Genomic DNA, 25,800 nt, shown 5'->3' with positions numbered 1-25,800 from the left:
TCAGGCGGCGACCGCGTCCTCTGCCGGCCAGCCGCCGAGGCGCACGACCGAGCCGTCCGCTGCGACCAGCCGCGCCGCCCGCCCGCTCTGCCGCAGCCAGTCGACGGCGGCGTGCCCCCGCACCACGGCGGCGGTCGTCATCGTGTTCGCCGTGACACACGACGGTGCCACGACCGTCACGGAGCGCCAGACCGGGTCGACCGGCAGGCCCCACCGGGGGTCGAGGATGTGGTGCCGCGCGTGGCCGTCCTGCTCCCAGCGTCGCTTCTGCGTGCTCGACGTCGCGACGGACCAGCCGGAGGCGATCCGCACGCGGTCCGCGGGATCGTCGTCGAGGTCCTGCACGCGCACCTGCCAGCCGCCGGACGGGTCCGGGCCGGCGGTCGCGACGTCGCCGCCGAGCGAGACCAGCGCACCGATGCCCAGGCGGGCGGTGATGCTCGCCGCGGCCATGTCGGCCGCGGCGGCCTTCGCGGTCGCGCCGAGGTCGAGCGTGACGCCCTCGGGGACGCGCAGGAAGGTGCCGGTGAGCAGGATCCGCTGCCACGCCGGACGGACGTCGAGCGCCCGGGCGAGCAGGTCCGGCGACGCCTCGGGGCCGGGCCCCGCGGTCACGAGGGCACCGTCGACGAACGCAGCGTCGTAGCCCAGGCGCACCATGCGGCGGCCGAGCGTCGGGTCGACGTCGCCGTCCGTCAGGCGCGCGGCGTCGACGGCCTGGTGCACGAGCGACGCGAGGAGCGGGGAGACCTCGGTGCCGCGGACGAGTGCGTCGGCGCGGGCGAGGAGCTCGGAGTCGGCGCGGAACCGACTGCACGCGGCGTCGACCGCCGCGGTCACCTCGCGCACGCAGGCCTCGGCTGCGGGGAGGTGCCGACGGTCCCGGCGGTCGAGGACGACCCGGGCGGTGGTGGTCCAGAGGTCCCACTCGGCGGCGGCGCGCACGGTCACGATCCCGTCGTCGTCGCGTCGGTGGCGCCGGAACCACCGGTGGTCCCCTGCGAGACGCCCTGGTCCGAGGTGCCGCTGTCGCTCGAGCTGCCCGAGCTGGTGCCGCCCGAGCTGGTGCTGCCCGAGCTGGTGCTGCCCGAGCTGGTGCCGCCCGAGCTGGTGCTGCCCGAGCTGGTGCTGCCCGAGCTGGTGCCGCCCGAGCCCGTCGTGCTCGAGCCGGACGTGCTCGTGCCCGTCGTGCTGGAGTCCGTCGCGCTCGTGCCGGTCGCGGTCGTGACCTCGTGCCCGATCCACACCCCGGCGCCGGCGAGTCCGGCGACCACCAGTCCCGCCGAGCTCACGATCGCGCTGGTGGTGCGTCGCCCGTTCCTGCGGTTGCCGTCCATGGGTCCTCCTCGTCGTCAGGACGAGGCTCGCGGACGGCCCCGGGTGTCCCCGGAGCGTGCGCTGCGCTCGCGCCCCGCGGATCCGATGAGGACTGTAAGAAGGGATCAGTGACCGAGTCCGCCGAGCAGGGACGCGAAGTCCACCGTCTCGGGGAGGGCGTCGGTCCGCTGCGGGGTCCGCCGGGAGGATCGGATCGCCCATGCCAGGTCGACCCCGGCCCGGCGGATGCGTGCGTCCAGGGCGGCCGCGTCCTCCGGGCTCCCCCAGTCGTCGGTCGCGGCGAAGACACCCGTCGGCACGACCGCGGCGCGGAGGTACGCGAAGACCGGACGGAGCGCGTGGTCGATCGCGAGCGAGTGGCGCGCCGTGCCGCCCGTGGCGGCGAGCAGCACCGGCACGTCGGTCATCGCGTCCTTGTCGAGCACGTCGAGGAAGGACTTCGCGAGCCCGCTCACCCCGGCGGTGAAGACCGGTGTGACGAACACGACGGCGTCGGCCTCGAGGACCGTCGCCTGCGCGGCCGCGAGCCCGGGCGCCGCGAACCCCGTGAGCATCGCGTCGACGATCTCGTGGGCGATCGGACGCAACTCGACGTGGCGGACGTCCACCGAGCCTCCCGGCTGGTCCGCCGTGATCGCGGCGACGGCCGACCCGGCGAGGCGATCCGCGAGCAGGCGAGTGGAGCTGGGTTCGGAGAGCCCGGCGGAGACGACGGCGATGGTGGTCATGGCGATTCCCGACTTTCGATGCGTTTGCATGAACATCGTACCGAACCGGCGGACGGGCGCAACCATTCCCCGCCGTCGTGCGCGGGAACGGAGAAGGCCCCGGTCCTCACGAGGAGGACCGGGGCCTTCGGTCGAGCAGTGTCTGCGAGACGACTAGCGACGCAGGCCGAGGCGCTCGATGAGCGCACGGTAGCGGCTGATGTCGACGTCGGAGAGGTACCCGAGGAGGCGGCGACGCTGGCCGACCATGAGCAGCAGACCACGACGCGAGTGGTGGTCGTGCTTGTGCTCCTTGAGGTGCTCGTTCAGGTCGTTGATGCGACGCGTCAGAACAGCGACCTGGACCTCGGGGGATCCGGTGTCGCCCGGGTGGGTCGCGTACTCTTCGATGATCTCCTGCTTGACCTTCGCGTCAAGTGCCATGGATGATCCCCTTTCTGTCCGTTGCGCGGTGCCCGTGCCTGATGCACGAGCGCTCTTTGTCCGCGGCCGTTCGACGGCAACCGGACGAGACTACCAGAGATCAGACCGTGCGGGCACGCAGGCGGCGGCGTCGCGGGGCCGGCAGCAGGCTCCGGACGAGTCCGACGAGCGTCGCGCCGAGCAGGCCACCGAGGCCGTTCGACAGGACGTCCCGCGGGTCCGCGACGCGGTAGGGCAGCCAGGCGGCCTGCGCTGCCTCGATGCCGACGGACAGGCCGACGCCGACGACGGCGCCGAGGAACCACCACCGGCGGGGCAACCACAGCGCCGCGAGCATCCCGACCGGCACGAACATCGCGATGTTCGCGAGGAACTCGACGCGGTCGTAGCCGAACCAGGCGCCGTGCGGCAGCTGCTGGAGCCAGGCGATGGCGTGCAGGACGAGCTCGCTCTGGGCGTGCGTGAAGACCTGCGGGGTGAGGGTCATCCGCCAGATCACCCAGGCGTAGCCGACGGTGACGGCGAGGAGCAGGGTCTTCCGGAACATCCGGTCAGTATCGGTGCACGCGGCTGGCAGATCCCGGCGGGCCGGCTGGGCGGACGCCGGGTCGCGGTTCCCCGGAGCGGGCCGGACCTGCCAGCATGGGCGCATGCCGGAGCAGGGGAACCGCAGTCGCCGGGGTGCCGGTCGGCGCCAGTGGGCGTGGATCGGGGGTGCCGCCGTCGTGGTCGCGGCCCTCGTCACGACGCTCCTCCTCGTTCTGCCCGCGGGCGACCACCCGGACGGTCGGGACGTGACCGACCGACGCACGGCGGCGCAGGCCTTCCCGGGTGGCCTCGCCCAGCAGCCCGCGACCGACAACCAGGCGCTGCGCCGGGAGTCGGACGCCCGGGCCGCCGGTGACACCACCACCGCGTCCCGGCTCGACGTCATCGCGGACCAGCCCGTCGCGACCTGGCTGACCGACCCGTCGCAGGACGCCACCCGCCAGGTCGTCCGTCGTGTCGTGCGGGACGCCGAGCAGCAGGACCGCACACCGGTGTTCGTCCTGTACGCGATCCCCGACCGCGACTGCGGCAGCTACTCCGCCGGCGGGACGACCGAGCGCGACTACCTGCCGTGGGTGCGCTCGGCCGTGCGGGCGATGGCCGGGTCGCACGCCGTGGTGCTCGTCGAACCCGACTCGATCGCGCAGATCCACGTGTGCAAGCGACTCGGCGAGGACCGGCTGCACCTGCTGCGGAAGGCCGTCGGCGAGCTGACCGGACACGGCCTGACGGTGTACCTGGACGGCGGCAACGAGAACCGCGTCCCCGTCACGACGATGGCGGGGTGGCTCCGGCAGGCCGGCGTGGACCGGGTGCAGGGGTTCGCCACGAACGTCTCGAACTTCTACCGCGTCGACCAGGAACGCGCGTACGCGGATCGGCTCGCCGACGCGATCGGGGACGACCCGCACTTCGTCATCGACGTCTCACGCAACGGTCAGGGCTGGAAGGGCACGTGGTGCAACCCGCCGGGCGCCGGACTCGGGCAGGCACCGCACGTCACCGGTGGCACGACGCGGCTCGACGCCCTGCTCTGGGTGAAGACCCCCGGGCTGAGCGACGGCACCTGCCACGGCGGACCACCGGCCGGGCAGTGGTGGGAGTCGTACGCGCTCGCGCTGGTCGAGAACCGCAAGCAGGACTGAGTTCCGTCGGCCACCGGTCGGGGGTCGGTGGTTGCATGACGCCATGACCGCGCCCGACCGCATCCGCTCCGTCGTCCCGCCCTACCTGCTCCGCGCCGTCGCCGACGCCGCCGAGCACCCCCGCGCCGCCGCGGCCGCCCGGACGGTCCTGGGCGAGATGACCGCGGTCGCGGCGCCGAAGCGGGAGCACCGCATCCGTCCCCAGGGCGTCGCCGGCACCGTCGACCGCTCCCCGCAGCGGACGATCGCCGACGCGGCCGGCGGCACGACCCTGCCCGGGCGGGTGGTCCGCCGCGAGGGCGAGCCGGACACCGACGACGCCGCGACGGACGAGGCGTACGCGGGCCTCGGCGCGACGCACGCCTTCTGGCTCGACGTGTTCGGGCGGGCCTCGGTCGACGGCGCGGGACTCCCCCTCGACGCCACGGTGCACTACGGGCAGGACTACGACAACGCGTACTGGGACGGGCAGCGGATGGTCTTCGGCGACGGTGACGGCGAGGTGTTCAACCGCTTCACGATCGCCCTCGACGTGATCGGCCACGAGCTCGCGCACGGCGTCACGCAGTACACCGCCGACCTGACGTACGAGGGGCAGTCCGGCGCGCTCAACGAGTCGGTGTCGGACGTCTTCGGCTCGCTCGTCGCGCAGTACACCGCCGGGCAGACCGTCGACCAGGCGAGCTGGCTCATCGGCGAGGGGCTCTTCACGGACGCTGTGCACGGGGTCGCCCTTCGCTCGATGCGGGCGCCGGGGACCGCTTACGACGACCCGGTGCTCGGCAAGGACCCGCAGCCGGCGACCATGGCTGGGTACGTGCAGACCACCGAGGACTCCGGCGGCGTGCACGTCAACTCGGGCATCCCGAACCACGCCTTCACCCTCGCCGCCACCGCGATCGGGGGTCGGGCGTGGGAGGGCGCCGGCGCGGTCTGGTGGGACGCACTGACCTCGCCCGCGACCACCGCGGGGATCGACTTCGCGGGCTTCGCGGGCGTCACGCTCGATGCCGCGTCGGCCCGCTTCGGTGCCGGGTCGACCGAGTGGACGGCGGTCCGCGACGCCTGGCGGACGGTGGGCGTCCACACCGCGTCGTGACGGCGTACAACCGGGGCATGCAGATCGTCGTCCGTCGCAGCGGTGGACTCGCCGGCCTGACGCGGGGCTGGCGGGTCGACACGGAGTCGTGTGCCGACCCGGACGCCTGGCACGAGCTCGTCGGCGCGCTCCCCCGCGAGTCGCCCGGCGCGCGTCGCCGCACGGCGCCGGACGACTTCACGTGGACCGTCACGGTCGCGCGGACGACCGTCGAGATCCCGGGCAGCCAGCTCGACGGACCATGGGCCGCGCTCGTCTCACGGGTGCGGAACGAGGGCGACCCCGCCTGACCGCGTCCCGCCCGTCCGGTCGGTCGACCCGGACGGGCGCGGTCGTCAGTCGGTGACGTCGACGACCACGAGCCGCCGGGTCGGCCGGGTCATCGCGACGTAGACGGCCGCGGCCGCACGTGCCGCGTCGGCCCCGACCCGCTCGGGGTCGACGAGCAGCACGCCGTCGAACTCCAGGCCCTTCGCGTCGGCACCCGTGAGCACCGTGACCGACCCCGGACGCGGCGAGCCGAGCCCCCGGACGTCGGCCTGCGTCGCCGCGAGCCGTTCCCGGACCGCAGACACCGACGCCTCGGGCACGATCACGCCGACGGTGCCGGAGCCGATCCAGTCGCGCTCGGACAGCACGAGTTCTGCGACCCTGTCGAGCAGCGCCTCCCGGGACACCGAAACGCGGTCCACCGGGTCGCCGTCCCGCACGGCCTCGGTCCGGGTGACGGCGAGCCCGACGGCGTCCGCGAACGCGCCGGCGGCCTGGACGATCGACCGCGGCGTGCGGTAGTTCACGGTGAGCTCCGCGATGCGGTGCTCGATCGGCACGAGCGGCGCACGACCCCGGCGACGACGGGCGAGCGCGCCGACGACGTCGTCCCACGAGCGGGCCGCGGCCGGCGACGACCCCTGCGCCATGTCGCCGACGATCGTGAACGACCGGAGCGGGTTGCGGCGGGCGAGGACGCGCCACTGCATCGGCGAGAGCTCCTGCGCCTCGTCGACCACGATGTGCCCGTAGGTCCACTCGCGGTCCTCGGCGGCGCGCTCTGCCGTGGTGCGGGGGTCCCCGCCCTCGGCGAAGGAGCCGGCGACCTGCTCCGCGGTGACGATGCCCTCGACGCCCATGTTCTCGATCGCCTGCCGCGCGTTCTCGACGTCGCGGGCGTGGCTCGCCTTCGCACGGCGCTTCGCGGCCCCGCCCGTCGGGTCGAACGGGCCGAGGAGCTCTGCCGCCTCGTCGAGGAGCGGAACGTCCTCGACCGTGAAGCCCGAGCCGCGCGGGCGTTCGAGCAGTGCGCGCTTCGCCGGGGTCCAGTCCGGCGTGAGCGACGCGAGCCAGTTCGGCCGGGCGTAGAGGTCCTCGAGGAACTTCTCCGGCGGCAGCGGCAGCCACGCGGTGTTGAGCAGCACGCGGGCGTCGTACGAGCTGCGGATGTCCTCGCGGAGGACCTTCTCGTCGGCTTCGTCGACCGTGGTGCCCCGCTCCCGGAGCTGGTCGGCGAGCAGGCGGGTCATCGCGTCGAGGGCGATCTTGTTGAACGTCACCCGGGCGACGTTGTGCGGCTTCCCCCGGTCCTGCGCGCGCTTCATGGCGTCGGCCACGAGCTGCGGCGGGACGGTGAGCCGCTCGCCCTCGACGTCGAGCGTCACGGACGCGGTCGGCACGACCTGGCGCGAGCGCACCGCCCGGCGGAGCAGGGCGGCCATCTGCGCCGAGCCCTTCACCGCGGCGACGTCGCCGTGGTCGTGCGTGGTCGCGTGCAGGCCCGGGTACAGCGACCCGAGCGACGCCATCACGACGCCCGTCTCGCCGAGCGACGGGAGCACCTGCTCGATGTACGTGAGGAACGCCGACGACGGCCCGACCATGAGCACCCCGGAGCCGCGCAGGCGCTCGCGGTGCGAGTAGAGCAGGTACGCCGCACGGTGCAGCGCCACGGCGGTCTTGCCCGTGCCGGGGCCGCCCTGCACGATGAGGACGCCCTCGAGCGGGGAGCGGATGATCCGGTCCTGCTCGCCCTGGATCGTCGCGACGATGTCGGTCATCCGGCCGGTGCGCTCCGCCGTGACCGCCGCGAGCAGCGCGCCCTCGCCCTGCAGGTGCGTGCGCTCGTCGTCGTAGAGCGTCGCGTCGAAGACCTCGTCCTCGACGCCGACGACGGTGCGGCCGTCGAGGGTCAGGTGCCGGCGGGCGCGCATGCCCATCGGGTGCGCCGCGGTCGCCTGGTAGAAGGCGCTCGCCCCGGGGACGCGCCAGTCGAGCAGGAGCGGGCGGTGCTCGTCGTCCCGCAGGCCGACACGGCCGATGTAGCGGAAGGTGTCCTCGTCGTCGTCCGGCTCGGAGACCTCGAGCCGACCGAACACAAGGCGGTCGCCGACCCGGTCGAGCGTCGCGATGGTGTCCTCGTACAGCCGCGCGTACGCGTCACGCTCGCTGCGGCTCTGGTGGTTGCCACCGACCGTCTGTCGACGGGTCTCGGCGAGCCGCTGCTCGGCCTCCGCCGTCAGCTCGTCGAGCCGCGCGAACAGCCCGTCCACGTAGCCGCGCTCGCGGTCGATCTCGGTCGGTTCGGACACACGCCACCCTTCGGGAAACAGGGGTGTCCAGTGTAGTCCCGCCGGACCGACACTCCGTGCCGCGCAGCAGCGGTCCGGACCGCGACGGACGGGAGGCACGTGGCGGACCCGCCACGTGCCTCCCGTCCGCTGGGGCGTCAGCCCCTACATCTCCTCGTGCGTGTCCGGGTCGCCGTCCCACAGGCGCCCGCGCTCGAGGGCGGAGATCGCGGCGACCTCGTCGTCGGTCAGCGCGAAGCCGAAGACGTCGAGGTTCTCGCGCTGCCGGTCGGCGTCGCCCGACTTCGGCACCGGCACCGCGCCGAGCTGGACGTGCCAGCGGAGCACGACCTGACCAGGGGTGACCCCGTGCGCCGCGGCCGCGTCGGTGACCGGGCGCTCGGTGAGCAGCTCGGAGCGCTTCGCGAGCGGGCTCCAGCTCTCCGTGACGATCCCGTGGTCGGCGTGCACCTTCCGGAGCGCTGCCTGCGGGAAGTACGGGTGCAGCTCGACCTGGTTGACGGCCGGGGCGACACCCGTGGCGTCGATGATCCGCGTCAGGTGCTCGGGCGTGAAGTTCGAGACACCGATCGAACGGACCTTGCCGCTGTCCCGCAGGTCGACGAACGCCTTCCACGTCTCGACGAACTTGTCGACGGACGGGTTCGGCCAGTGGATCAGGTACAGGTCCACCCGCTCGAGGCCCAGGTTCGCGAGCGTCTCGTCCACCGAGCGGTGCGCCTCGTCGTAGCCGTGGTGCCGGCCGGGGAGCTTCGAGGTGACCACGATGTCCTCGCGGTCCACCTCGGCGTCCCGGACGGCGCGGCCGACGGCGTCCTCGTTGCCGTAGTTCAGCGCGGTGTCGAGCAGCCGGTAGCCGCCCGCGATCGCCGCGCCGACCGCGGCGGCGCCCTCGTCGCCGTTCAGTCCGTACGTGCCGAGACCGAGCTCCGGGAGACGGTGGCCGTCGTTCAGCTCGATCGTCGGGGCGCCGACCTGCATCAGCGGACCCCGAGCAGGTCGATCACGAAGATCAGGGTCTTGCCGGACAGGAAGTGGCCGCCACCGGCGGGGCCGTAGGCGAGCTCCGGCGGGACGACGAGCTTGCGGCGACCGCCGACCTTCATGCCGGGGATGCCCTCCTGCCAGCCGCGCACGAGCGCCGCGAGCGGGAAGTCGATGGGCTCGCCACGGTTCCAGGAGCTGTCGAACTCCTCGCCGGTCTCGTACTCGACGCCGGCGTAGTGCACCTTGACGGTCGAGCCGGCGGTGGCCTCGTCGCCGGAGCCCTCGACGATGTCGGTGATCACGAGCTCGGTGGGGGCCGGGCCGTCGGGGGCGTCGAACTCGGGCTTGCTGTTCAGGTCAGTCATGCCCGCCAGTCAACCAGTTCGCGCGGGCATCGCTGTCCAGCCCGCCGAGGCCCCAGAATGGTTCCACCGTGACACGATCCGACACCGCCCCGCGCCGCCGCCTGCTCGCCGACCTCACCCCGCTCCGCCGCTCCCCCGCGTTCGCGCGGCTGTGGGCCGGCACGGCGATCGCCGGCATCGGCACGCAGATGACCACCGTCGCGGTCGGGCTCGAGGTCTACGAGATCACCCACTCCACCTTCGCGGTGGCCCTCGTCGGCGTCATCGCCCTCGTCCCGATGATCGTCGCGGGACTGTACGGCGGCATGCTCGCGGACGCGTTCGACCGGCGGCTCGTCGCCCTGGTGTCCGCGATCGTCGCGTGGGCCGCGGTCGCCCTCATCGCGACGCACGCCTGGCTCGGACTGCACAGCGTCGCGCTCCTCTACGTCCTCGCGACCGTGAACGCCGTCGCGGCCACGGTCAGCAACGCGTCCCGGTCCGCGATCGTCCCGCGGCTCGTCGGCACCGACCTGCTCCCCGCGGCGAGCGCCCTCGGCGGCATCGCGTCCGGCTTCCAGGTCACCGTCGGGCCAGCGATCGCCGGCGTCCTCATCGCGAGTGTCGGGTTCGCGCCGACCTACACGATCGACGTCGTCCTGTTCACGTTCGCGTTCCTCGGGGTCTTCACGCTGCCCCGGATGGCGGCGGAGCACGGTGCCCTGAAGCCCGGGCTCGGCTCGCTGATCGAAGGTGCGCGGTTCCTCCGACGCTCCCGCAACATCACCATGACGTTCGTGCTCGACATCGTCGCGATGACGTTCGGGCAGCCCCGCGTGCTCTTCCCCGCGATCGGCGCGCTGGTCATCGGCGGCGGGTCGATCACGGTCGGCACGCTCACCGCCGCGTACGCCGTCGGCGCGTTGCTGTCGAGCGTGTTCTCCGGCCCGCTCGGGCACGTGCGCCGCCAGGGCGAGGCCGTCGGCTGGGCCATCACGGCCTACGGCGGCGCGATCGCCGCGTTCGGCGTGTTCATCGCGCTGGCGCACGTCCTCGGCGGCCGGTCGGGCGAGGCGTTCGGCGTCGAGATCCTGCCGGCGCTCGGGCTGGCCGCGCTGTTCCTGGCGCTGGCGGGCGGGGCGGACAACGTCAGCTCGGTCTTCCGCAACACGATCCTGCAGGCGGCGTCGCCGGACGGGATGCGCGGTCGTCTGCAGGGCATCTTCATCGTGGTCGTCACCGGTGGTCCGCGGCTCGGTGACCTGTACGCCGGACTGGTCGTCGCGGCAGGGATCGCGTACCCGCCGGTCATCGGCGGCGTGCTCATCATCGGCCTGGTCGCGCTGCTGCTCCGGCTCGTGCCGTCCTTCCGCCGCTACGACGCGCTGGACCCGCACGCGAACTGAGCGCGCCGCCCTCGGGCGCGACCAGGGGCGGACGGGAGGCGCGTGGCGGGGTCGCCACGATCCTCCCGGCCGGTACGGGGTCGGGTACCGTACATCGCATGCCCGACAGCGCCTCGCGCGACCTGCAGCGGACCGGGGTCCGCGCGGTCGTCCGGCGCACCTACCACTCGGTCATCCGGCACCGCGTCGTGGACGCCGCCGCCTCGCTGACGTTCTTCGCCCTGCTGACGGTGTTCCCGACCGCCCTCGCGGTGGTGTCCGCACTGTCCGTCGTGGACCGGCAGGGTGACAGCCTGACCGACGTCGTGCAGGTGCTCGGGTTCATCGTGCGTCCGGAGACCGCGCAGCACCTCGAGGGGCCGCTCCGGCAGCTGCTGACGCTCGACAACCCGTGGCTCGGCTTCTCGATCGGGGTCGTGCTGACGCTCTGGTCGCTGTCCGGGTACGCGACCGCGTTCGGCCGCGCGATGAACACCGCGTACGAGGTCGAGGAGGGGCGGCGGATCTGGAAGTTCCGGTCGATGATGCTCCTCGTCACGCTGCTCGTCATGGTCGGCGGGGCGATCGCGATCGTCATCCTGCTCGGCACCCCCACGATCTCCGCGGCGATCATCCGGCAGCTCGGGTGGGCGCCCTGGATCGACGACGTGTGGAACGTGGCGAAGTGGCCGGTCCTCGCGGTCGACCTCGTCGTGATGGTCGCGGTGCTGTACTACGCGACACCGAACGTGAGGACGCCGCGATTGCGCTGGGTGTCCGCCGGCGCCGGGTTCGCGATCGTGACGTGGGCGCTCGCGACCCTGGGCTTCTCGGTCTACGTCGAGACGATCGGCGGGGGTGGGAACCGGGCGTACGGGTGGCTCGGTGGCGCGATCCTGCTGCTCGTCTACCTGTACATCTCGAACTTCGTGCTCGTCGTCGGCGGGGAACTCGACTCCGAGGTGATCCGGATGCGCCAGCTGCTCGCCGGCATCGAGGCGGACGAGTCGATCCGGCTGCCGCTCCGGGACGTCGCGCGGAACTTCACGCTCGCACGATGGCGGGACCAGGACATCCGGGCCGCCCAGGACGTGCGGACCGCGGCGCTCGAGCGGGCGGCCGAGGACGACGAGCCCGACCCCGTCGCCGAGCACCTGCGGGCGATGTCCCGGCAGGTCCGGGCCGGGGAGCGTCCCCTGCCGTAGCGCGGAGCGGCGGAGACGGGCTCGGCCGGGCCGGGCGGGGTGGGGCTGCCCGCAGAACGCAACGTGGGCGGTTCCTCGCAGCGGAACGTCGCTGCGAGGAACCGCCGTCCTTGCGTTCCGCGGAACGGAGAACGCGGAACGAGGAACGGGCGAGCGGCTCAGCGCTCGCGGTGCACCCGGGCGGCCTCGGCGTCCAACATCTCCTCGGTGATGACCGGGATGGCGCCGGTCGCCAGCTCGATACCCGACAGGCGCGCCGGGCTCAGGACGCGCTGGACCTGGTCCTCGTCCATCAGCCCCGCCGCGGTGACGAGCGTCGCGATCGGCGTCGACGTGGTCAGCGCCGTGTGCGCGATCGACGCCGCCGCCGCGTAGCCGATGTACGGCGTCAGCGCGGTGACGACGCCGACGTTCGTGTCGACCTGCGCCGCGAGCTTCGCCTCGTTCGCCTGGATCCCCGTGACGCAGTTGATCCGGAGCGTCGCGCACCCGCTCGCCATCCACTGCAGCGACTGCAGGATCGAGTGCGCGATGATCGGCTCGAAGGCGTTGAGCTGCAGCTGCCCGCCCTCGGCCGCCATCGTCACGGTGGTGTCCGCCCCGGCGACGGCGAACGCGATCTGGTTCACGACCTCGGGGATGACCGGGTTGACCTTGCCGGGCATGATCGACGACCCCGCCTGGCGTGCCGGGAGCGTGATCTCGCCCAGGCCGGCCTGCGGTCCCGAGGCGAGCAGCCGCAGGTCGTTGCAGATCTTCGAGAGCTTGGCGGCGCTGCGCTTCACGGTGCCGGACAGCGTCATGAACGCCCCGGCGTCGCTCGTCGCCTCGATGAGGTCCGGGGCCGTGACGATGTCCAGCCCGCTCGCGACCTGGAGCTGCCGGCGCACCTCGTCCCGGTACTGCGGGTCGGCGGTGATGCCCGTGCCGATCGCCGTCGCCCCGAGGTTCGTCTCCGCGAGCAGCGGCATCACGGTGCGCAGCAGGAGCACGTCCTCCTGGATGGTGTGCGCGAAGCCGGTGAACTCCTGCCCGAGGGTCATCGGCACGGCGTCCTGCAGCTGGGTGCGCCCGATCTTCAGGACGTCGGCGAACGCGTGGCCGCGCTCGGCGAAGGCGTCGGACAGCAGGGTGAGCTGCTCGACGAGCCGCTGCACGCCGAGGATCATCGCGAGCTTGATGCTCGTCGGGTAGGTGTCGTTCGTCGACTGGCTGCGGTTGACGTGGTCGATCGGGTGCAGGTACCCGTAGTCGCCCTTCTCGCGACCGAGGAGCTCGAGGGCCCGGTTCGCGAGCACCTCGTTCGTGTTCATGTTCGTCGAGGTCCCGGCACCGCCCTGGACGATGTCGACGACGAACTGGTCTCGGAGGGCGCCGTCGCGGACCTCCTGCGCGGCCCGGTCGATCGCGTCGGCACGCTCCGCGTCGAGCACGCCGATCGCCTTGTTCGCCCGGGCGGCCGCCTGCTTGACGGTCGCGAGCGCCTCGACCAGGTCCGGGTACACCGCGATCGGCACCGAGGTGATCGGGAAGTTCTCCTTCGCCCGCAGGGTGTTGATGCCCCAGTAGGCGTCTGCCGGGACCTCGCGGGCCCCCAGGGAGTCGGTCTCGGTGCGCGTTCGTGGTGCTTCGTTGCCGGTCACCCGTCCGAGGCTAGCCCGTCCGGCCGGTCGGGTCCGGCAGGCTGCTGTGCGCGAGTCACATCGATGGAGCAGTTCACGTCGGGTCCGATCCGCAGACCCGACGAGACCTGCTCCACGGATCTCCCGCGGGCCCAGAACGCCACCAGACGGACGGACGGGAGGCCCGTGGCGGCGTCGCCACGCGCCTCCCGTCCGTCCGTCTGGTGGTCGCGACCGCGACCCGCGTCAGTGGAACTGCGGGACGATCAGGTAGATCCCGTAGAGCACGGCGATGCCGGAGACCGCGAAGCAGGCGACGGCGAGCGCGCGGAACGCGCGGACGCCGGGCTGCACCACGCCCGGTTGGGGGAAGCCGGCGGTGGCGGGGCCGACCGTGCCGTCGTCCTTGACGGTGTACTTGCCGGCGCGGGTGTCGGCGGCGCTCCAGAGGCGCAGGCCGATCGAGTAGACGAGGACCACGAAGCACGCGGAGACGACCGCGACGATCGCGACGGTCAGGAAGGCGAACCAGTCGATGCCCATCAGCGACGTCCTCCGTTCCGTCCCGCCATGCGGCGCAGGGTGCGCTCGCGGCTCAGTTCCGCACGGCGCTCGGCGACCCGGGCGGCGCGCTTCTTGCGCTGCATGTCGCGGAGCTCCTTGCGGGTGAACACCGCGTTCGCGGCCACGTCGACCTCGATCGCCTGCTCGTGGGGCTTCCGCAGCGACCACAGGTACAGGCCGAGGATCACTGCGGCACCGACGACCGCGTCGATGACGAGCCCGGTGACGCCGAGGAGCGCGATGCCCGAGGCGACCGCGCCGACCGCCGCGGCGGCGGGGAGCGTGATGAACCAGGCGATGACGATCTTGCCCGCGGTCGACCACTGGATCTTCGAGCCGCGGCGACCGAGGCCGGCGCCGATGATCGAGCCGGACGACACCTGCGTGGTGGAGAGCGCGAAGCCGAGGTGGCTCGACGCGAGGATCGTGGCGGCGGTCGACGCCTCGGCTGCGAAGCCCTGCGTCGCGCGGATCTCGGTGATGCCCGAGCCGAGCGTGCGGATGATCCGCCAGCCGCCGGTGTACGTGCCGAGGGCGATCGCGAGCGCGCAGGCGACGATGACCCAGAACTGGACGCCGGAGTCGGCGGACTGCGCACCGGAGGCGATCAGCGTCAGCGTGATGACGCCCATCGTCTTCTGCGCATCGTTCGTCCCGTGCGCGAGCGACACCATCGAACTCGTGAAGACCTGCCCGATCCGGAAGCCGCCGCGCTCGTTCGGGAAGACCGGACGGCGCGTGACGCGGTAGGCGATGCGGGTCGCGAGGAGCGAGACGAGCGCCGCGATCACCGGGGACAGGAACGCCGGGATGATGACGACGGTCAGGAGGGCGGCGTAGTTCACCGCCCCGAAGCCGGCGCCGACGATCGCCGCGCCGATGAGCCCGCCGAACAGTGCGTGCGAGGACGACGACGGCAGACCGCGCAGCCACGTGATCATGTTCCAGACCACCGCACCGATGAGTCCGGCGAAGATCATCTCGGGCGTGATCGCGACCCCGCCCGGGCCCTCGTTGATCAGGCCGTGCGAGATCGACGTCGCGACGGCGGTGCTGAGGAACGCGCCGATCAGGTTGAGCACCGCGGCGACCGTGACCGCCACCTTGGGCTTCATAGCGCCCGTGGCGATCGGCGTCGCCATCGCGTTGGCGGTGTCGTGAAAACCGTTTGTGAAGTCGAAGAACAGGGCCAACGCGATGACCAGGACGACTATGAGTGTGATGTCCACCGCGGGAAAGTGTCCCAGGCCGGACCGCTGAGCACAAACCCTGCCGTTCACCCGGTGTTCACCACACCTGCGGGGTCGTTCAGGTTCGGTACGACCCGGATGGGAGGATGAGGGTCATGGACACCGCGGAACTCCTCATCCTGCTGATCGGTTCCCTCGCGGTGACCGGGTTCGCGCGGGCGAAGGGCCTCCCCGCGCCGCTGCTCGTGACGGCGGTCGCCCTCGCTGTGTCGTTCGTCCCCGGCCTGCCGGAGATCACGATCGACTCCGAGGTGATCCTGACGGTGGTCCTGCCCCCGCTGCTCTACTCGGCGGCGCTCGACGTGTCGTGGCAGAGCTTCCGGCAGTCGATCAAGCAGATCCGCCGCCTCGGGATCTTCCTCGTCATCATCACGGCCCTCGCGGTCGCGGTCGCCGCCTACCTGCTCATCCCGGACATGGACTGGCCCGCGGCGATCCTGCTCGGTGCCGTCGTCGCCCCGCCGGACGCGGTGTCCGCGGCGTCCATCGGTCGGAAGCTCGGACTCCCCCGCCGCGTGATGACGGTGCTGTCCGGCGAGAGCCTGATCAACGACGCGGCGTCGCTGACGCTCGTGCGGGTGTTCACGCTCATCGCCGCGGGCACCTCGCTGACGATCTGGCAGGACCTCGGGATCTTCGGGCTCGCGATCGGCGTCGGCTTCGCGGTCGGGATCGTGCTCGGCGTCGCGGTGCACTGGATCCGGATGCGCATCAACGACCCCGTGGTCGAGACGATCATGAGCATCCTGCTGCCCTTCGTCGCGTACGTCCTCGCCGAGCACCTGTCCGGGTCCGGGGTCATCGCGGTCGTCACGGCGGGCCTGTACATCGGCTACAACTCGCCGAAGGAGGGCTACGCCACACGGCTGCAGGAGCGTCCGCTGTGGACGAGCATCGACGTCATCCTCGAGGGGTTCGTCTTCGCGCTCATCGGCCTGCAGCTGAAGACCGTGGTGCAGGACCTCCTCGAGAGCGACCGGAGCCTGACGCAGACGCTCACCGCGGCCGCCGTCGTGCTCCTCGTCGTGATCCTGGTCCGCCCGCTGTTCGTGTTCGAGTCGTACGTGCGGAACCGCTTCAACGGACGGTGGCTCCGGCCGCTGCGCATCCGCCTGTCCCGTGGACACCCGTCGCTGCGGTGGTTGCGGGGCTCCGCGGAACCGAAGCTCAACTGGCGGGAGCTGCTCGTCATCTCGTGGACCGGCATGCGCGGTGTGGTGACGCTCGCGGCCGCGGTCGCCGTCGTGGCCGACCCCGTGGAGATCAAGGCGCAGGACACGATCTTCATCATCGCGTTCGTCGTGACCGTCGGCACGCTCCTGCTGCAGGGCCTGACGCTGCCGTTCGTGATCCGGGCGCTCCGCGTGCAGGACCCCGGCGAGGGCGAGGAGGACGTCCGCAGCGAGATGCGCCTGAACCAGCGGACGACCGAGGCGGCCATCGCGCTGCTCGAGCGCCGTCGGCCGGCGTGGTCCGAGCAGTACGGGGCCCCGGCCGTCGACTCGGTGGTGAACCGCCTCAAGGCCCGGCTCGAGCGCCAGGCCGAGACCTTCCGCCGCGACGCCGAGGAAGAAGAGGACGAGGAGCGCAACGCCCCGATGCGCCTCCGGGGTGCGCAGATCCAGGACATCCGACGCGAACTGCTCGACCGACGGCGGGAGATCGTGCTCGAGGAGCGCGAGAAGGGCAACCTCGACGAGGAGGTCATGCGCCGCGTGCTCGTGACGCTCGACGCCGAGGAGCTCGCGATGGACTCGGCCCAGGCGTCCCGCAGCCGCTCGTGACGTTCCCCGCTCTCGGCGCACGGTGAGTACACCGGGCGTATCGTGACGCTCCGACCAGCTGAAGGAGCACTGCGCCGAGTGAGCGAGCCGCGGAACGACGTCCCCAGGAACCACGACCTCCCTGATCGAGACGGAGCGCCGCGCACCGCCGCGCCGAAGCCCCGGCAGACCCGGCCCTCCACGCGGGGCGGCTCGAAGCCCCGCCGCGGTGCCCCGGTGGCCGGGAGCCGGTCGACCGGAGCACGCACCACCCGGATCCGCCAGGCGTCCGTGCCCGAGCCGCAGCGGATCAGCCGCTACCGCCGCTGGTACGGCACGCTCCACCCGTCGCTGCAGCTCATCGGCCTGCAGCTCTGGATGCCGCTGTTCTTCATCGTCGGCTTCTGCCTCTGCTACGTCTTCGCGTTCCACGCCCCGCACCCGCACGACGTGCCCGTGGCGCTCGTCGGCAGCGACCCGTCGCTCGTCGCCGCCGTCGACAAGGCCCTGCCGGGCGAGTACGTGTTCCACCTGTACGACTCGCTCGCCCAGGCGAAGCGCGACGTGCTCGCCGGGACAATGGCGGTGGCGTACGACCCGTCGACCAACGAGGTCTTCAAGGCCAGCGCGCACCAGTTCCAGGTGGCCTCGCTCGTCCCCGCGACGCTGACGAGCGTCCTCACCGCGACCGGCGCCGCCGCCCCGACCGTCACCGAACTGGCACCCCTGCCCGCGTACGACGAGTACGGCACCGTCGCGATGTACGTCATGCTCGCGTGGTGCATCGGCGGCTACATGGTCGCGATGTTCATCGGCATCATGGGCGGCCCGCTCCGACACCGCACCCGGATGACGGTCATCGTCGTCGGCGGCCTCGTCATCTCGCTCATCACGAACACGCTCGCCGGCCCGGTCGTCGGCGCGATCCAGGGCCACTGGATCGAACTCGTCCTGATCGCCTGGGGCTGGATCGTCGCGATCGGCCTGGCGGTGAACGGCCTGAGCTACTTCGTCGGCCGGTTCATCGCCGCCCCCGCGATGATCTGCTTCGTCTTCCTGTCGATGCCGTCCTCCGGCGGTGCGTACCCCAAGTGGTTCATGCCGGAGCCGTTCGCGTGGCTGAACAACGTCGTCGTCGGCTCGAGCATGGTCGACATGATCAAGCACGAGATCTACGGCGTCGGCCCCGGCTCCGGCCGCGGTCTGCTCACGATGGCCTGCTACGCCGCGGCCGGGCTCGTGTTGATGTTCTTCGGCAAGAAGTGGTGGGAGCGCCGGCGGATCGCGGCGATCGTGAACGGCCGCACGACGATGTTCCAGGATGCCCAGAACGCCAACCGCGAGTTCCTCGGCAAGCAGCGCGACGCCGAGCTCGAGCGGCACGGGCTGACCTCGACCGAGACCGGCACGCTGAGCGTCGTGCGCGACGACGACTGGGAGGACGACCGCGTCGGCGGCGACGTCTTCACGGGTGGCCGGGACGGGCTCGAGGGGCAGGCTCCGCAGACGGGCCGGATCCCCGTGGTGCGTCCGGCGGACCGGTCCGGTCCAGGGCGGCCGGGAGGCTCGGGGAACGGTCCGCGCACGCGTCCCGTCCCGCGGACGGACGCGTCACGCGCCCCGGAGCCGCAGCACGGGCGGCACGCGGAGCGCTGAGGGACGCCCGCTCCGGCGTATCCTGACGCGATGGACTCCCGCACCGTCTGGCACCGCACGCTCGTCACCGCCGTCGTCGTGTTCCTCGTGCTCGCCGCAGGACTCTGGATCACGAGCGTGGTCCTCGCTCCCGCCGACGGCCGGAACGTCGCCGGGCTGTTCGTCGGCTGGGCGATGTTCGCCGTGCTCGCCGCGATCGCGGTCGGCATCGTGGACTTCTTCGTGCGCCCGCTCGGCGGCCGGAGCGGTGACGCCGAGGTCATCGCCGCCGCGGAAGAGGCCCGGACCGGCAGCACCCGCACGCAGGCGCAGCGCTGACGTCGCCGGCGGGTCCCGCCGTCAGACCCCGGTGCCGCTGAAGCCGGACACCGTCGCGTTGTCCTCGGCGAAGGTGAAGCGCGCGTCCACCGTTCCCCCTGCGAGCACGGCCGGCAGCCAGTAGCGCGCGTCGTCCCACATCGCGTCGTACGGGACGGCGTCGACCGGGATCCACCGCGGCTCGAGCTCGTCGCTCCCCGACGGGCTGCCGTGCCAACGGCGGCAGACGAACACGTCCGAGACCTGGGACCAGGACGGACGGTACGGGAACCGGTAGTCCAACGTGCCACGAGCCTCCAGGTCGGCGGGGTCGAGCCGCAGGCCGACCTCTTCCTGCACCTCGCGCACGGCGGCCGCCACCGGTGGCTCGCCGGTCTCGCGCTTGCCGCCCGGACCGACCAGGCGGCCCGTCCCGAGCCCGCGCCGCTTCTCGCCGAGCAGGACCTCCGGACCGGCGTCGCCGTCGCGGAGCAGGTACACGACGACCACGGGGGCGTGCTGGGACTTGCTCTCGTCGCGCTCGGTCACGCGTCCAGTCTGTCGGACGATCTGCCGTACGCTGATTCCATGGCAGGCGTGCTGCGGGGGCACCATGGCTGAGCCCCGCAGGACCGGGCGCAGCCTCGAAGTGCTGCGCGCCGAGGCCGCCGAGGAGATCGCGATGCTCGTCGAGCACCGCAGCCGCGCGGGCGAGGACCCGTGGGAGTTCATGCCGCTCCTGCCCACCGTCGACGAGCAGGTCGTGCTGATCCTGCGGGCCGAGTCCGTCGAGCTCGACGCCGCGATCGGGCAGCGGAGCGCGCACTGGGCGGTGCACCCGGCCTCCGGGCACGGCACCGAGCTCGGCGAGGAGTACCACCGGCTGCGCCGCATCGCCCTGCTGCACCCCGAGCTGACCCCCGCGGTGTGGAAGCTCATGGGCGCGCTCCCCGGCGACCACTGACCTGCGCTCCGGGCCGACCGACCTGCGGTTGGATGGGGGCATGACCGACACCGTCCTCGCCGTCCTCAACCAGCCATCGCGGCACGCCGACCCCCACGACCCGTCGGCCGACGCGTACACGTGGGCGAAGCCGCTCGAGGAGCACCTGCAGGTCCAGGACCTCGGGGCGATCCGCGGCGACGGGGTCTTCGAGACGATCACGGTCGTCGACGGCCGCCCGCAGGCGCTCGAGCCGCACCTGGCGCGGTTCGTCCGGAGCGCCGCCATGCTCGACCTGCCGGAGCCGGACGTCGACGCCTGGCGGCAGGCGATCGAGGCCGTGTGCGCCCGCCTCGACCCGGTGCACGAGGCGTTCGCGAAGACCGTCATGACCCGGGGCGTCGAGGGCTCCGGCCGCCCGACCGGATGGGTCTACGCGGCGCCGTCCGGCGACCAGAGCGTCGCACGCACCGAGGGCATCGCGGTCGTCACGCTCGACCGCGGCTACCGGCACGACGTCGAGCGCACCTCGCCGTGGCTGCTGCAGGGCGCGAAGACGCTGTCGTACGCGGTGAACATGGCCGCCCTGCGCGAGGCCGAGCGACGCGGGGCGGACGACGCGCTCTTCGTCTCGACGGACGGCTACGTGCTCGAGGGCACGCGCGCCAACCTCGTGATGGCCGTCGACGGGCGTTTCGTGACGCCCCGGACGGACATCGGCATCCTCGCCGGCACCACGCAGGCCGACGTCTTCCGCTTCGCCGAGGGCGAGGGGATCGCCACGTCGTACGAACTGGTCACGCTCGCGGACCTCGAGGCGGCGGACGCCCTGTGGCTGCTCTCGAGCGTCCGCCAGGCGGCCCCGGTCCGGTCCGTCAACGGGGTCACCCGGGCGATGGACCTGGCGATGACCGAGCGCATCAACGACTTCCTGCTGTCCCGCGAGCAGTAGCCCCCACTGCTTTCCCACGGTCGGTTTCGCAAGACGCAACGTGGGCGGTTTCCCGCAGCGTCACAGCGCTGCGAGGAACCGCTGACGTTGCGTCTTGCGGGTGGAGGGAGGCGGACGGGAGGATCGTGGCGGGGTCGCCCCGATCCTTCCGTCCGCCGTCCGGTCACCAGCGCGGGGTGGTGACGCCCGTCCCGTCGGCCCACTCGAAGACGGACGCGCCCTCGATCCAGACGCGCGTCGCGCGGCTGGTCGCGGCGAGCGGGTCGCCGTCCCACAGGACGAGGTCGGCGTCGAAGCCGGTCTCGATGCGACCGACGCGGTCCCCGAAGCCGAGGAAGTCGGCCGGGTTGACCGTGAGCGCCTCGAGCGCGGTCTGCCAGGGCAGCCCCTCTTTGACGGCCGCGGTGGCCTGGTCGACGAGCATGTTGATCGGCACGACGGGTGCGTCGGTCGTGATCGCCACCCGGACACCCGCGGCTGCGAGGACCGCGAGGTTCGGGATGCCGCGGTCGCGGAGCTCGACCTTCGAGCGGCTCGTGAAGAGCGGGCCGTAGATCACCGGGACGTCCCGCTCGGCGAGCAGGTCGGCGATCTTGTGCGCCTCGGTCCCGTGGTTCACGACGAGCCGGTAGCCGAACTCGTCGGCCAGGCGCAGCGCGGTCGCGATGTCGTCGTGCCGGTGCACGTGCTGGTCCCAGGCGAGCTCGCCGTCGAGCACGCGGACCAGGGTCTCCTTCGTCAGGTCGCGGGTGAAGGGCTCCCCCTTCGCCGCCGCGGCGTCCCGTGCGGCGCGGTAGTCCTGCGCGGCGACGAACGCCTCGCGGATGACCTTCGCGACGCCGAGGCGTGTCGACGGGGTCTTCCCCTTCTCGCCGTACACGCGCTTGGGGTTCTCGCCGAGGGCGCTCTTCACGCTCACGGCGTCGGAGATGAGCTGCTCGTCGATCGTGCGGCCGCCCCAGGTCTTGATCGCGACGGTCTGGCCGCCGATCGGGTTGCCGGAGCCGGGCTTCACGACGATGCTCGTGATCCCGCCGGACAGGGCGTCGCGGAAGCCCTCGTCGTCGATGTCCACGGCGTCGATCGCCCGGACGGCCGCGGTGTTCGGGTCGGTCATCTCGTTCGTGTCGTTGCCGGCCCAGCCGTTGGCCTCCTCGTGGATGCCGACGTGGCCGTGCGCCTCGACGAAGCCGGGGACGAGCCAGGCGCCGGCGGCGTCCACGACGGGCAGGCCGGGTGGCGGGGTGACGTCCGGGCCGACCGCGGTGATGCGGCCGTCCTGGACGACGACGGCGCCGCCGTCGAACTGCGGAGCGGTGACGGGGACGACGTGCGCCCCGGTGACGACGAAGGAGTTGCGCATGTCACCACGGTAGGACCGTCCGTGCATGCGACATGTGGATTGCTGGCCGTGGAGCGGCGGCGGGTCCTAGCGTCGTCGGTCCCGGGTGCGTGGGGCACCCGGTCGGACGAGCCCGGAGGAGCCCTCGTGACCCTGCCTGATCCTGCTCCCGGTGCTGCCGCTGGCCCTGTCCCGGACGACCGGCGATGGCCGTCGCACCGGCGCGAGGAGCATCCGTGGCGGAGCACCGGACGCGGTTCCCGCGCCGACCGTGAGCTCCGCACCGTCACCGTCTCCGTGCCACCACGGATCGCCGACCTCGACTGGGCACCGGACGACGGCACGGCCGCGCTGCTCGCCCGGACCGCCCTCGCGCTCCGCGCCCTCGACGACGCGGACGGCACCGGGCCGCTCCGGCGCATGCTCCTGCGCACGGATGCCGTCGCCTCGTCCCGCATCGAGCACGAGAGCGCGGGGCTCGAGGACGTCGCCCGGGCGCTCGTCGGGATCCGGGCGAACACGAGCGCCACCGTGATGGTGCACGCCGCTGCGGCCCTCGAGGGCTTCGTCGACGCCGCCCGGTCGGGGCGGATCGACGAGGACGCCCTGCTCGCGGCACACCGCAGGCTGCTGCGCGACGACCCGGTGGACGGCCCGGTCGCCGGACGGTACCGGACGGTGCAGAACTGGATCGGCGGCGGGGCCACGCCCCGACTCGCCACCCACGTGCCGCCGCCGCCGGACCTCGTGCCCGGACTGATGGCGGACCTGTTCGCGTTCCTCGACCGGGACGACCTGCACCCGGTCGCGCAGGCAGCGCTCGCGCACGCACAGTTCGAGTCGATCCACCCCTTCACCGACGGCAACGGACGGATCGGCCGGGCGCTCGTCGCCGCGGTGCTCCGGCGGCGCGGGGTGACCCGGACCGTCAGCGCACCGGTGTCGGCCGCGCTCGTCGCCGACCGGGACCGCTACTTCGCGCACCTCGACCGGTACCGGGACGGCGCCGTGGACGAGTGGGTCCGCGACCTCGCGATCGCCCTCGGGGCCGCCGCCGACGAAGCCCTCGTCACGGGGCTCCTGCTCGCCGAGGCCGCGTCCGACCGGGCGGCGACGGTGTGCGCGACGGGACTGCACGCCGTGGTCGGACGCGGGCTCGACACCGACGGCGTGCTGACCGAGGACGCTGCCGAACGGCTCCTCACCGTGGTGGACCCGGTCGCCGGGCCGGAGGCGCTCGACGCCGTGGTCGAGGACCTGTGCGCCGCCGGTGCGCTCCGCCCGGTCACCACGCGGCGGCGACGGCGGGCGTGGGTCGCGCCCGCCGTCGTCCGGGAGCTCGACGCCTTCACGGAGCGAGTGCGCGACGGGGTCGAGGCACGGGCGCGCCGACTCGAGCACGAGCGGCGCTCCGGGGGCGACGCATAGGCTGGGTCGGTGAGCAGCGAGCACGCCCAGGCCACCACCCCTCCGTCCGCCGCGAAGCGGCCCGTCACCCGGAGCCACCACGGCATCGACTTCGTCGACGACTACGAGTGGTTGCGCGACAAGGAGTCTCCGGACACGCTCGCGTACCTCGAAGCCGAGAACACCCACACCGACGCGGCGACCGAGCACCTCGGACCGCTGCGCGACCGGATCTTCGCCGAGGTCAAGAACCGCGTGCAGGAGACCGACCTCTCCGTGCCCGTGCGCATGGGCGGCTGGTGGTACTTCACGCGGACGGCCGAGGGCAGCCAGTACGGGGTGCACTGCCGAGCCCCGATCGCCGGCCCGGACGACTGGACGCCCCCGAGCGTCGGCGACGGAGACGGAGACGGCAGCCTGCCCGGGGAAGAAGTCGTCCTGGACGGCAACGCCCTGGCCGAGGGGCACGACTTCTTCTCGCTCGGCAGCTACGACCTGAGCGACGACGGCACCCGGCTCGTCTACGGCGTCGACGTCGAGGGCGACGAGCGGTACACGCTGCACGTCCGCGACCTGACCACCGGGCAGGACCTCGGCGACGAGATCCCGAACACCGGCGGCGGCGCCACGTTCGACCCGTCCGGCCGCTACGTCTTCTACCCCACCGTCGACGAGTCCTGGCGACCCGACCGCATCTGGCGGCACGCCGTCGGCTCGGCGGCTGCGGACGACGTCGTGGTCTTCGAGGAGCCGGACGACCGCTACTGGGTCGGTGTCGGGGTCACCCGGTCGTCGCAGTACATCGTCATCGAGCTCGGGTCGAAGATCACGTCCGAGGCACTCGTCCTCGACGCGGCGGACCCGACCGGGGAGTTCCAGGTCGTGTGGCCGCGCCGCGAGGGCGTCGAGTACGAGATCGAGCACGCGATCGTCGGCGGCAGCGACCGGTTCCTCGTCCTGCACAACGACGGCGCCGAGAACTTCGAGCTCGTCGACGTCCCGGCCGACGACCCGACGTCCGAGCAGGACCGCCGTGTCGTCGTCGCGCACCACCCCGAGCGGCGCATCGAGTCGGTCGACGCCTTCGCCGGCCACCTGGCGCTCGAGTACCGGTCCGAGGCGCTCCCGCGCGTCGCGGTCATCCCCATCGAGGGCGACGGCTACGGCGACGCGCACGAGGTCCCCTTCGACGAGGCCCTGTTCTCCGCGGGGCTCGGCGGCAACCCCGAGTGGGACCAGCCGACGCTGCGGATCGGGTACACGTCCTTCGTCACGCCGTCCGAGGTGAGCGACCTGGACCTGGCGACCGGCGAGGTCACGGTGCTCAAGCGGCAGCCGGTGCTCGGCGGCTACGACCCCGACGACTACGTGCAGGAGCGCGACTGGGCGACCGCGGCGGACGGCACGAAGGTCCCGATCTCGCTCGTCTGGCGCCGGGACGCCGTCGACCCCACCCGTCCGGCCCCACTGCACCTGTACGGCTACGGCTCGTACGAGCACTCCATCGACCCGGGCTTCAGCGTCATGCGGCTCTCGATGCTCGACCGTGGCGTCGTGTTCGCCGTGGCGCACGTGCGCGGCGGCGGCGAGCTGGGCCGGCACTGGTACGAGGACGGCAAGACCCTCACGAAGAAGAACACCTTCACCGACTTCGTCGCGGTCGCCGAGCACCTGATCGACACCGGGCGCACGAGTGCGGACCGGCTCGTCGCCGAGGGCGGCAGCGCGGGCGGACTCCTGATGGGCGCCGTCGCGAACCTGGCGCCGGAGCGCTTCGCCGGGATCCTCGCCGCGGTGCCCTTCGTCGACGCCCTGACGAGCATCCTCGACCCGGACCTGCCCCTGACCGTGATCGAGTGGGACGAGTGGGGCGACCCGCTGCACGACCCCGAGGTCTACCGGTACATGAGCGAGTACACGCCGTACGAGAACGTCCGCGACGACGTGCAGTACCCGCGGATCCTGGCGGTGACGTCGATCAACGACACCCGGGTGCTCTACGTCGAGCCCGCGAAGTGGACCGCCAAGCTGCGGGAGGTCGGTGCGCCGGTGCTCCTGAAGACCGAGATGGCGGCGGGCCACGGCGGGGTGAGCGGCCGGTACGACTCGTGGAAGGAGCGGGCGTTCGAGCTCGCCTGGCTCCTCAACGTCCTCGGGCTCGCCGAGGTGAACCCGGCCGCCGCGTCCGCTGAGCCGATCGCCGCCGGCTGAGTCCGCCG

The 25,800-nt window shown here is 72.6% G+C and carries 25 protein-coding genes; 13 read left to right on the top strand and 12 right to left on the bottom strand.

What is annotated here, in order from left to right:
* Positions 1-951 carry an FAD:protein FMN transferase gene (locus DEU32_RS02105; protein ID WP_220152761.1) on the bottom strand — a complete coding sequence of 317 codons (951 nt, stop codon included), beginning with the start codon at positions 949-951 and terminating at the stop codon, positions 1-3.
* 39 nt (positions 952-990) lie between these two features.
* Between DEU32_RS02105 and DEU32_RS17025 the strand changes: the two genes are divergently transcribed.
* A complete protein-coding gene (locus DEU32_RS17025; RefSeq protein WP_181819173.1) occupies positions 991-1,449 on the top strand; it encodes a hypothetical protein in 459 nt (152 codons plus the stop codon).
* On the opposite strand, the gene DEU32_RS02095 is transcribed toward DEU32_RS17025, so the two are convergent.
* From DEU32_RS02095 to DEU32_RS02085, 3 genes are all read right to left on the bottom strand, one after another.
* Positions 1,443-2,066, bottom strand: a complete 624-nt coding sequence (locus tag DEU32_RS02095) for a CE1759 family FMN reductase (protein ID WP_114849098.1) — start codon at positions 2,064-2,066, stop codon at positions 1,443-1,445. The two genes, DEU32_RS17025 and DEU32_RS02095, sit on opposite strands and share 7 nt — an antisense overlap.
* 153 nt (positions 2,067-2,219) lie before the next feature.
* A complete protein-coding gene (rpsO, locus tag DEU32_RS02090; protein WP_058742593.1) occupies positions 2,220-2,489 on the bottom strand; it encodes a 30S ribosomal protein S15 in 270 nt (89 codons plus the stop codon).
* Positions 2,490-2,589: 100 nt separating this feature from the next.
* Entirely contained in the window at positions 2,590-3,036 is a 447-nt protein-coding gene (locus tag DEU32_RS02085; RefSeq protein WP_167510032.1) for a VanZ family protein, read from the bottom strand.
* A 103-nt stretch (positions 3,037-3,139) separates the two neighbouring features.
* On the opposite strand from DEU32_RS02085, the gene DEU32_RS02080 reads away from it, so the two are divergent.
* From DEU32_RS02080 to DEU32_RS02070, 3 genes are read left to right on the top strand one after another with little or no spacing between them, the layout of a single operon-like run.
* Complete coding sequence (locus tag DEU32_RS02080) at positions 3,140-4,183, top strand: glycoside hydrolase family 6 protein (RefSeq protein ID WP_114849096.1); 1,044 nt, start codon at positions 3,140-3,142, stop codon at positions 4,181-4,183.
* A 43-nt stretch (positions 4,184-4,226) separates the two neighbouring features.
* Positions 4,227-5,282: a M4 family metallopeptidase gene (locus DEU32_RS02075; protein ID WP_114849095.1), complete on the top strand. Its 1,056-nt coding sequence runs from the start codon at positions 4,227-4,229 to the stop codon at positions 5,280-5,282.
* Positions 5,283-5,299: 17 nt separating this feature from the next.
* Positions 5,300-5,572 (top strand): protealysin inhibitor emfourin, encoded by a 273-nt coding sequence (locus DEU32_RS02070; protein ID WP_147281390.1) that lies wholly within the window; start codon positions 5,300-5,302, stop codon positions 5,570-5,572.
* 45 nt (positions 5,573-5,617) lie between these two features.
* Here the strand turns inward: DEU32_RS02070 and DEU32_RS02065 are convergent, their stop codons facing one another.
* The 3 genes from DEU32_RS02065 to DEU32_RS02055 form a co-directional block, all read right to left on the bottom strand.
* Positions 5,618-7,864, bottom strand: a complete 2,247-nt coding sequence (locus DEU32_RS02065) for an ATP-binding domain-containing protein (RefSeq protein WP_114849093.1) — start codon at positions 7,862-7,864, stop codon at positions 5,618-5,620.
* Positions 7,865-8,008: 144 nt separating this feature from the next.
* Positions 8,009-8,845: an aldo/keto reductase gene (locus DEU32_RS02060; RefSeq protein ID WP_114849092.1), complete on the bottom strand. Its 837-nt coding sequence runs from the start codon at positions 8,843-8,845 to the stop codon at positions 8,009-8,011.
* Positions 8,845-9,216 carry an FKBP-type peptidyl-prolyl cis-trans isomerase gene (locus DEU32_RS02055; RefSeq protein ID WP_181819165.1) on the bottom strand — a complete coding sequence of 124 codons (372 nt, stop codon included), beginning with the start codon at positions 9,214-9,216 and terminating at the stop codon, positions 8,845-8,847. The genes DEU32_RS02060 and DEU32_RS02055 overlap by 1 nt, the downstream gene beginning before the upstream one ends.
* 68 nt (positions 9,217-9,284) lie before the next feature.
* Between DEU32_RS02055 and DEU32_RS02050 the strand changes: the two genes are divergently transcribed.
* Both DEU32_RS02050 and DEU32_RS02045 read left to right on the top strand, forming a co-directional pair.
* Entirely contained in the window at positions 9,285-10,601 is a 1,317-nt protein-coding gene (locus DEU32_RS02050) for an MFS transporter (protein ID WP_114849091.1), read from the top strand.
* 98 nt (positions 10,602-10,699) lie between these two features.
* Positions 10,700-11,785: a YihY/virulence factor BrkB family protein gene (locus tag DEU32_RS02045; protein WP_114849090.1), complete on the top strand. Its 1,086-nt coding sequence runs from the start codon at positions 10,700-10,702 to the stop codon at positions 11,783-11,785.
* Between the two features lie 158 nt (positions 11,786-11,943).
* Here DEU32_RS02045 and DEU32_RS02040 read toward each other — a convergent pair whose 3' ends face one another.
* The 3 genes from DEU32_RS02040 to DEU32_RS02030 form a co-directional block, all read right to left on the bottom strand.
* Positions 11,944-13,428: an aspartate ammonia-lyase gene (locus tag DEU32_RS02040; RefSeq protein ID WP_114849089.1), complete on the bottom strand. Its 1,485-nt coding sequence runs from the start codon at positions 13,426-13,428 to the stop codon at positions 11,944-11,946.
* Positions 13,429-13,653: 225 nt separating this feature from the next.
* A complete protein-coding gene (locus tag DEU32_RS02035; RefSeq protein WP_058742585.1) occupies positions 13,654-13,950 on the bottom strand; it encodes a hypothetical protein in 297 nt (98 codons plus the stop codon).
* Positions 13,950-15,200 carry an inorganic phosphate transporter gene (locus tag DEU32_RS02030; protein ID WP_058742584.1) on the bottom strand — a complete coding sequence of 417 codons (1,251 nt, stop codon included), beginning with the start codon at positions 15,198-15,200 and terminating at the stop codon, positions 13,950-13,952. The genes DEU32_RS02035 and DEU32_RS02030 overlap by 1 nt, the downstream gene beginning before the upstream one ends.
* A gap of 116 nt (positions 15,201-15,316) precedes the next feature.
* Between DEU32_RS02030 and DEU32_RS02025 the strand changes: the two genes are divergently transcribed.
* The 3 genes from DEU32_RS02025 (at position 15,317) to DEU32_RS02015 (ending at position 18,958) form a co-directional block, all read left to right on the top strand.
* Positions 15,317-17,005 (top strand): sodium:proton antiporter, encoded by a 1,689-nt coding sequence (locus DEU32_RS02025; RefSeq protein WP_114849087.1) that lies wholly within the window; start codon positions 15,317-15,319, stop codon positions 17,003-17,005.
* Between the two features lie 78 nt (positions 17,006-17,083).
* On the top strand, positions 17,084-18,640 hold the full coding sequence (locus DEU32_RS02020; protein ID WP_220152760.1) for an ABC transporter permease: 1,557 nt from the start codon (positions 17,084-17,086) through the stop codon (positions 18,638-18,640).
* 30 nt (positions 18,641-18,670) lie between these two features.
* On the top strand, positions 18,671-18,958 hold the full coding sequence (locus tag DEU32_RS02015; protein WP_114849085.1) for a hypothetical protein: 288 nt from the start codon (positions 18,671-18,673) through the stop codon (positions 18,956-18,958).
* 21 nt (positions 18,959-18,979) lie between these two features.
* Here the strand turns inward: DEU32_RS02015 and DEU32_RS02010 are convergent, their stop codons facing one another.
* The gene (locus tag DEU32_RS02010) at positions 18,980-19,486 is read right to left on the bottom strand and encodes an 8-oxo-dGTP diphosphatase (RefSeq protein WP_181819164.1); all 507 of its coding nucleotides are present in this window, start codon (positions 19,484-19,486) and stop codon (positions 18,980-18,982) included.
* A 64-nt stretch (positions 19,487-19,550) separates the two neighbouring features.
* Between DEU32_RS02010 and DEU32_RS02005 the strand changes: the two genes are divergently transcribed.
* Both DEU32_RS02005 and DEU32_RS02000 read left to right on the top strand, forming a co-directional pair.
* The gene (locus DEU32_RS02005; RefSeq protein WP_114849083.1) at positions 19,551-19,901 is read left to right on the top strand and encodes a tryptophan synthase subunit alpha; all 351 of its coding nucleotides are present in this window, start codon (positions 19,551-19,553) and stop codon (positions 19,899-19,901) included.
* Positions 19,902-19,941: 40 nt separating this feature from the next.
* On the top strand, positions 19,942-20,832 hold the full coding sequence (locus DEU32_RS02000; protein WP_058742579.1) for an aminodeoxychorismate lyase: 891 nt from the start codon (positions 19,942-19,944) through the stop codon (positions 20,830-20,832).
* Between the two features lie 163 nt (positions 20,833-20,995).
* On the opposite strand, the gene DEU32_RS01995 is transcribed toward DEU32_RS02000, so the two are convergent.
* Complete coding sequence (locus tag DEU32_RS01995) at positions 20,996-22,195, bottom strand: amidohydrolase (RefSeq protein ID WP_058741667.1); 1,200 nt, start codon at positions 22,193-22,195, stop codon at positions 20,996-20,998.
* Positions 22,196-22,471: 276 nt separating this feature from the next.
* On the opposite strand from DEU32_RS01995, the gene DEU32_RS01990 reads away from it, so the two are divergent.
* Both DEU32_RS01990 and DEU32_RS01985 read left to right on the top strand, forming a co-directional pair.
* Complete coding sequence (locus DEU32_RS01990) at positions 22,472-23,602, top strand: Fic family protein (protein WP_114849082.1); 1,131 nt, start codon at positions 22,472-22,474, stop codon at positions 23,600-23,602.
* Between the two features lie 9 nt (positions 23,603-23,611).
* On the top strand, positions 23,612-25,792 hold the full coding sequence (locus tag DEU32_RS01985) for a S9 family peptidase (protein WP_114849081.1): 2,181 nt from the start codon (positions 23,612-23,614) through the stop codon (positions 25,790-25,792).
* Positions 25,793-25,800: the final 8 nt, after the last annotated feature.

The sequence above is a fragment of the Curtobacterium sp. AG1037 genome (assembly GCF_003349855.1).
GTDB classification, from domain to species: Bacteria; Actinomycetota; Actinomycetes; order Actinomycetales; family Microbacteriaceae; genus Curtobacterium; species Curtobacterium citreum.
The sequence above is the reverse complement of the archived record's forward strand: the minus strand, read 5'-3'. Positions and strand labels throughout refer to the sequence as shown.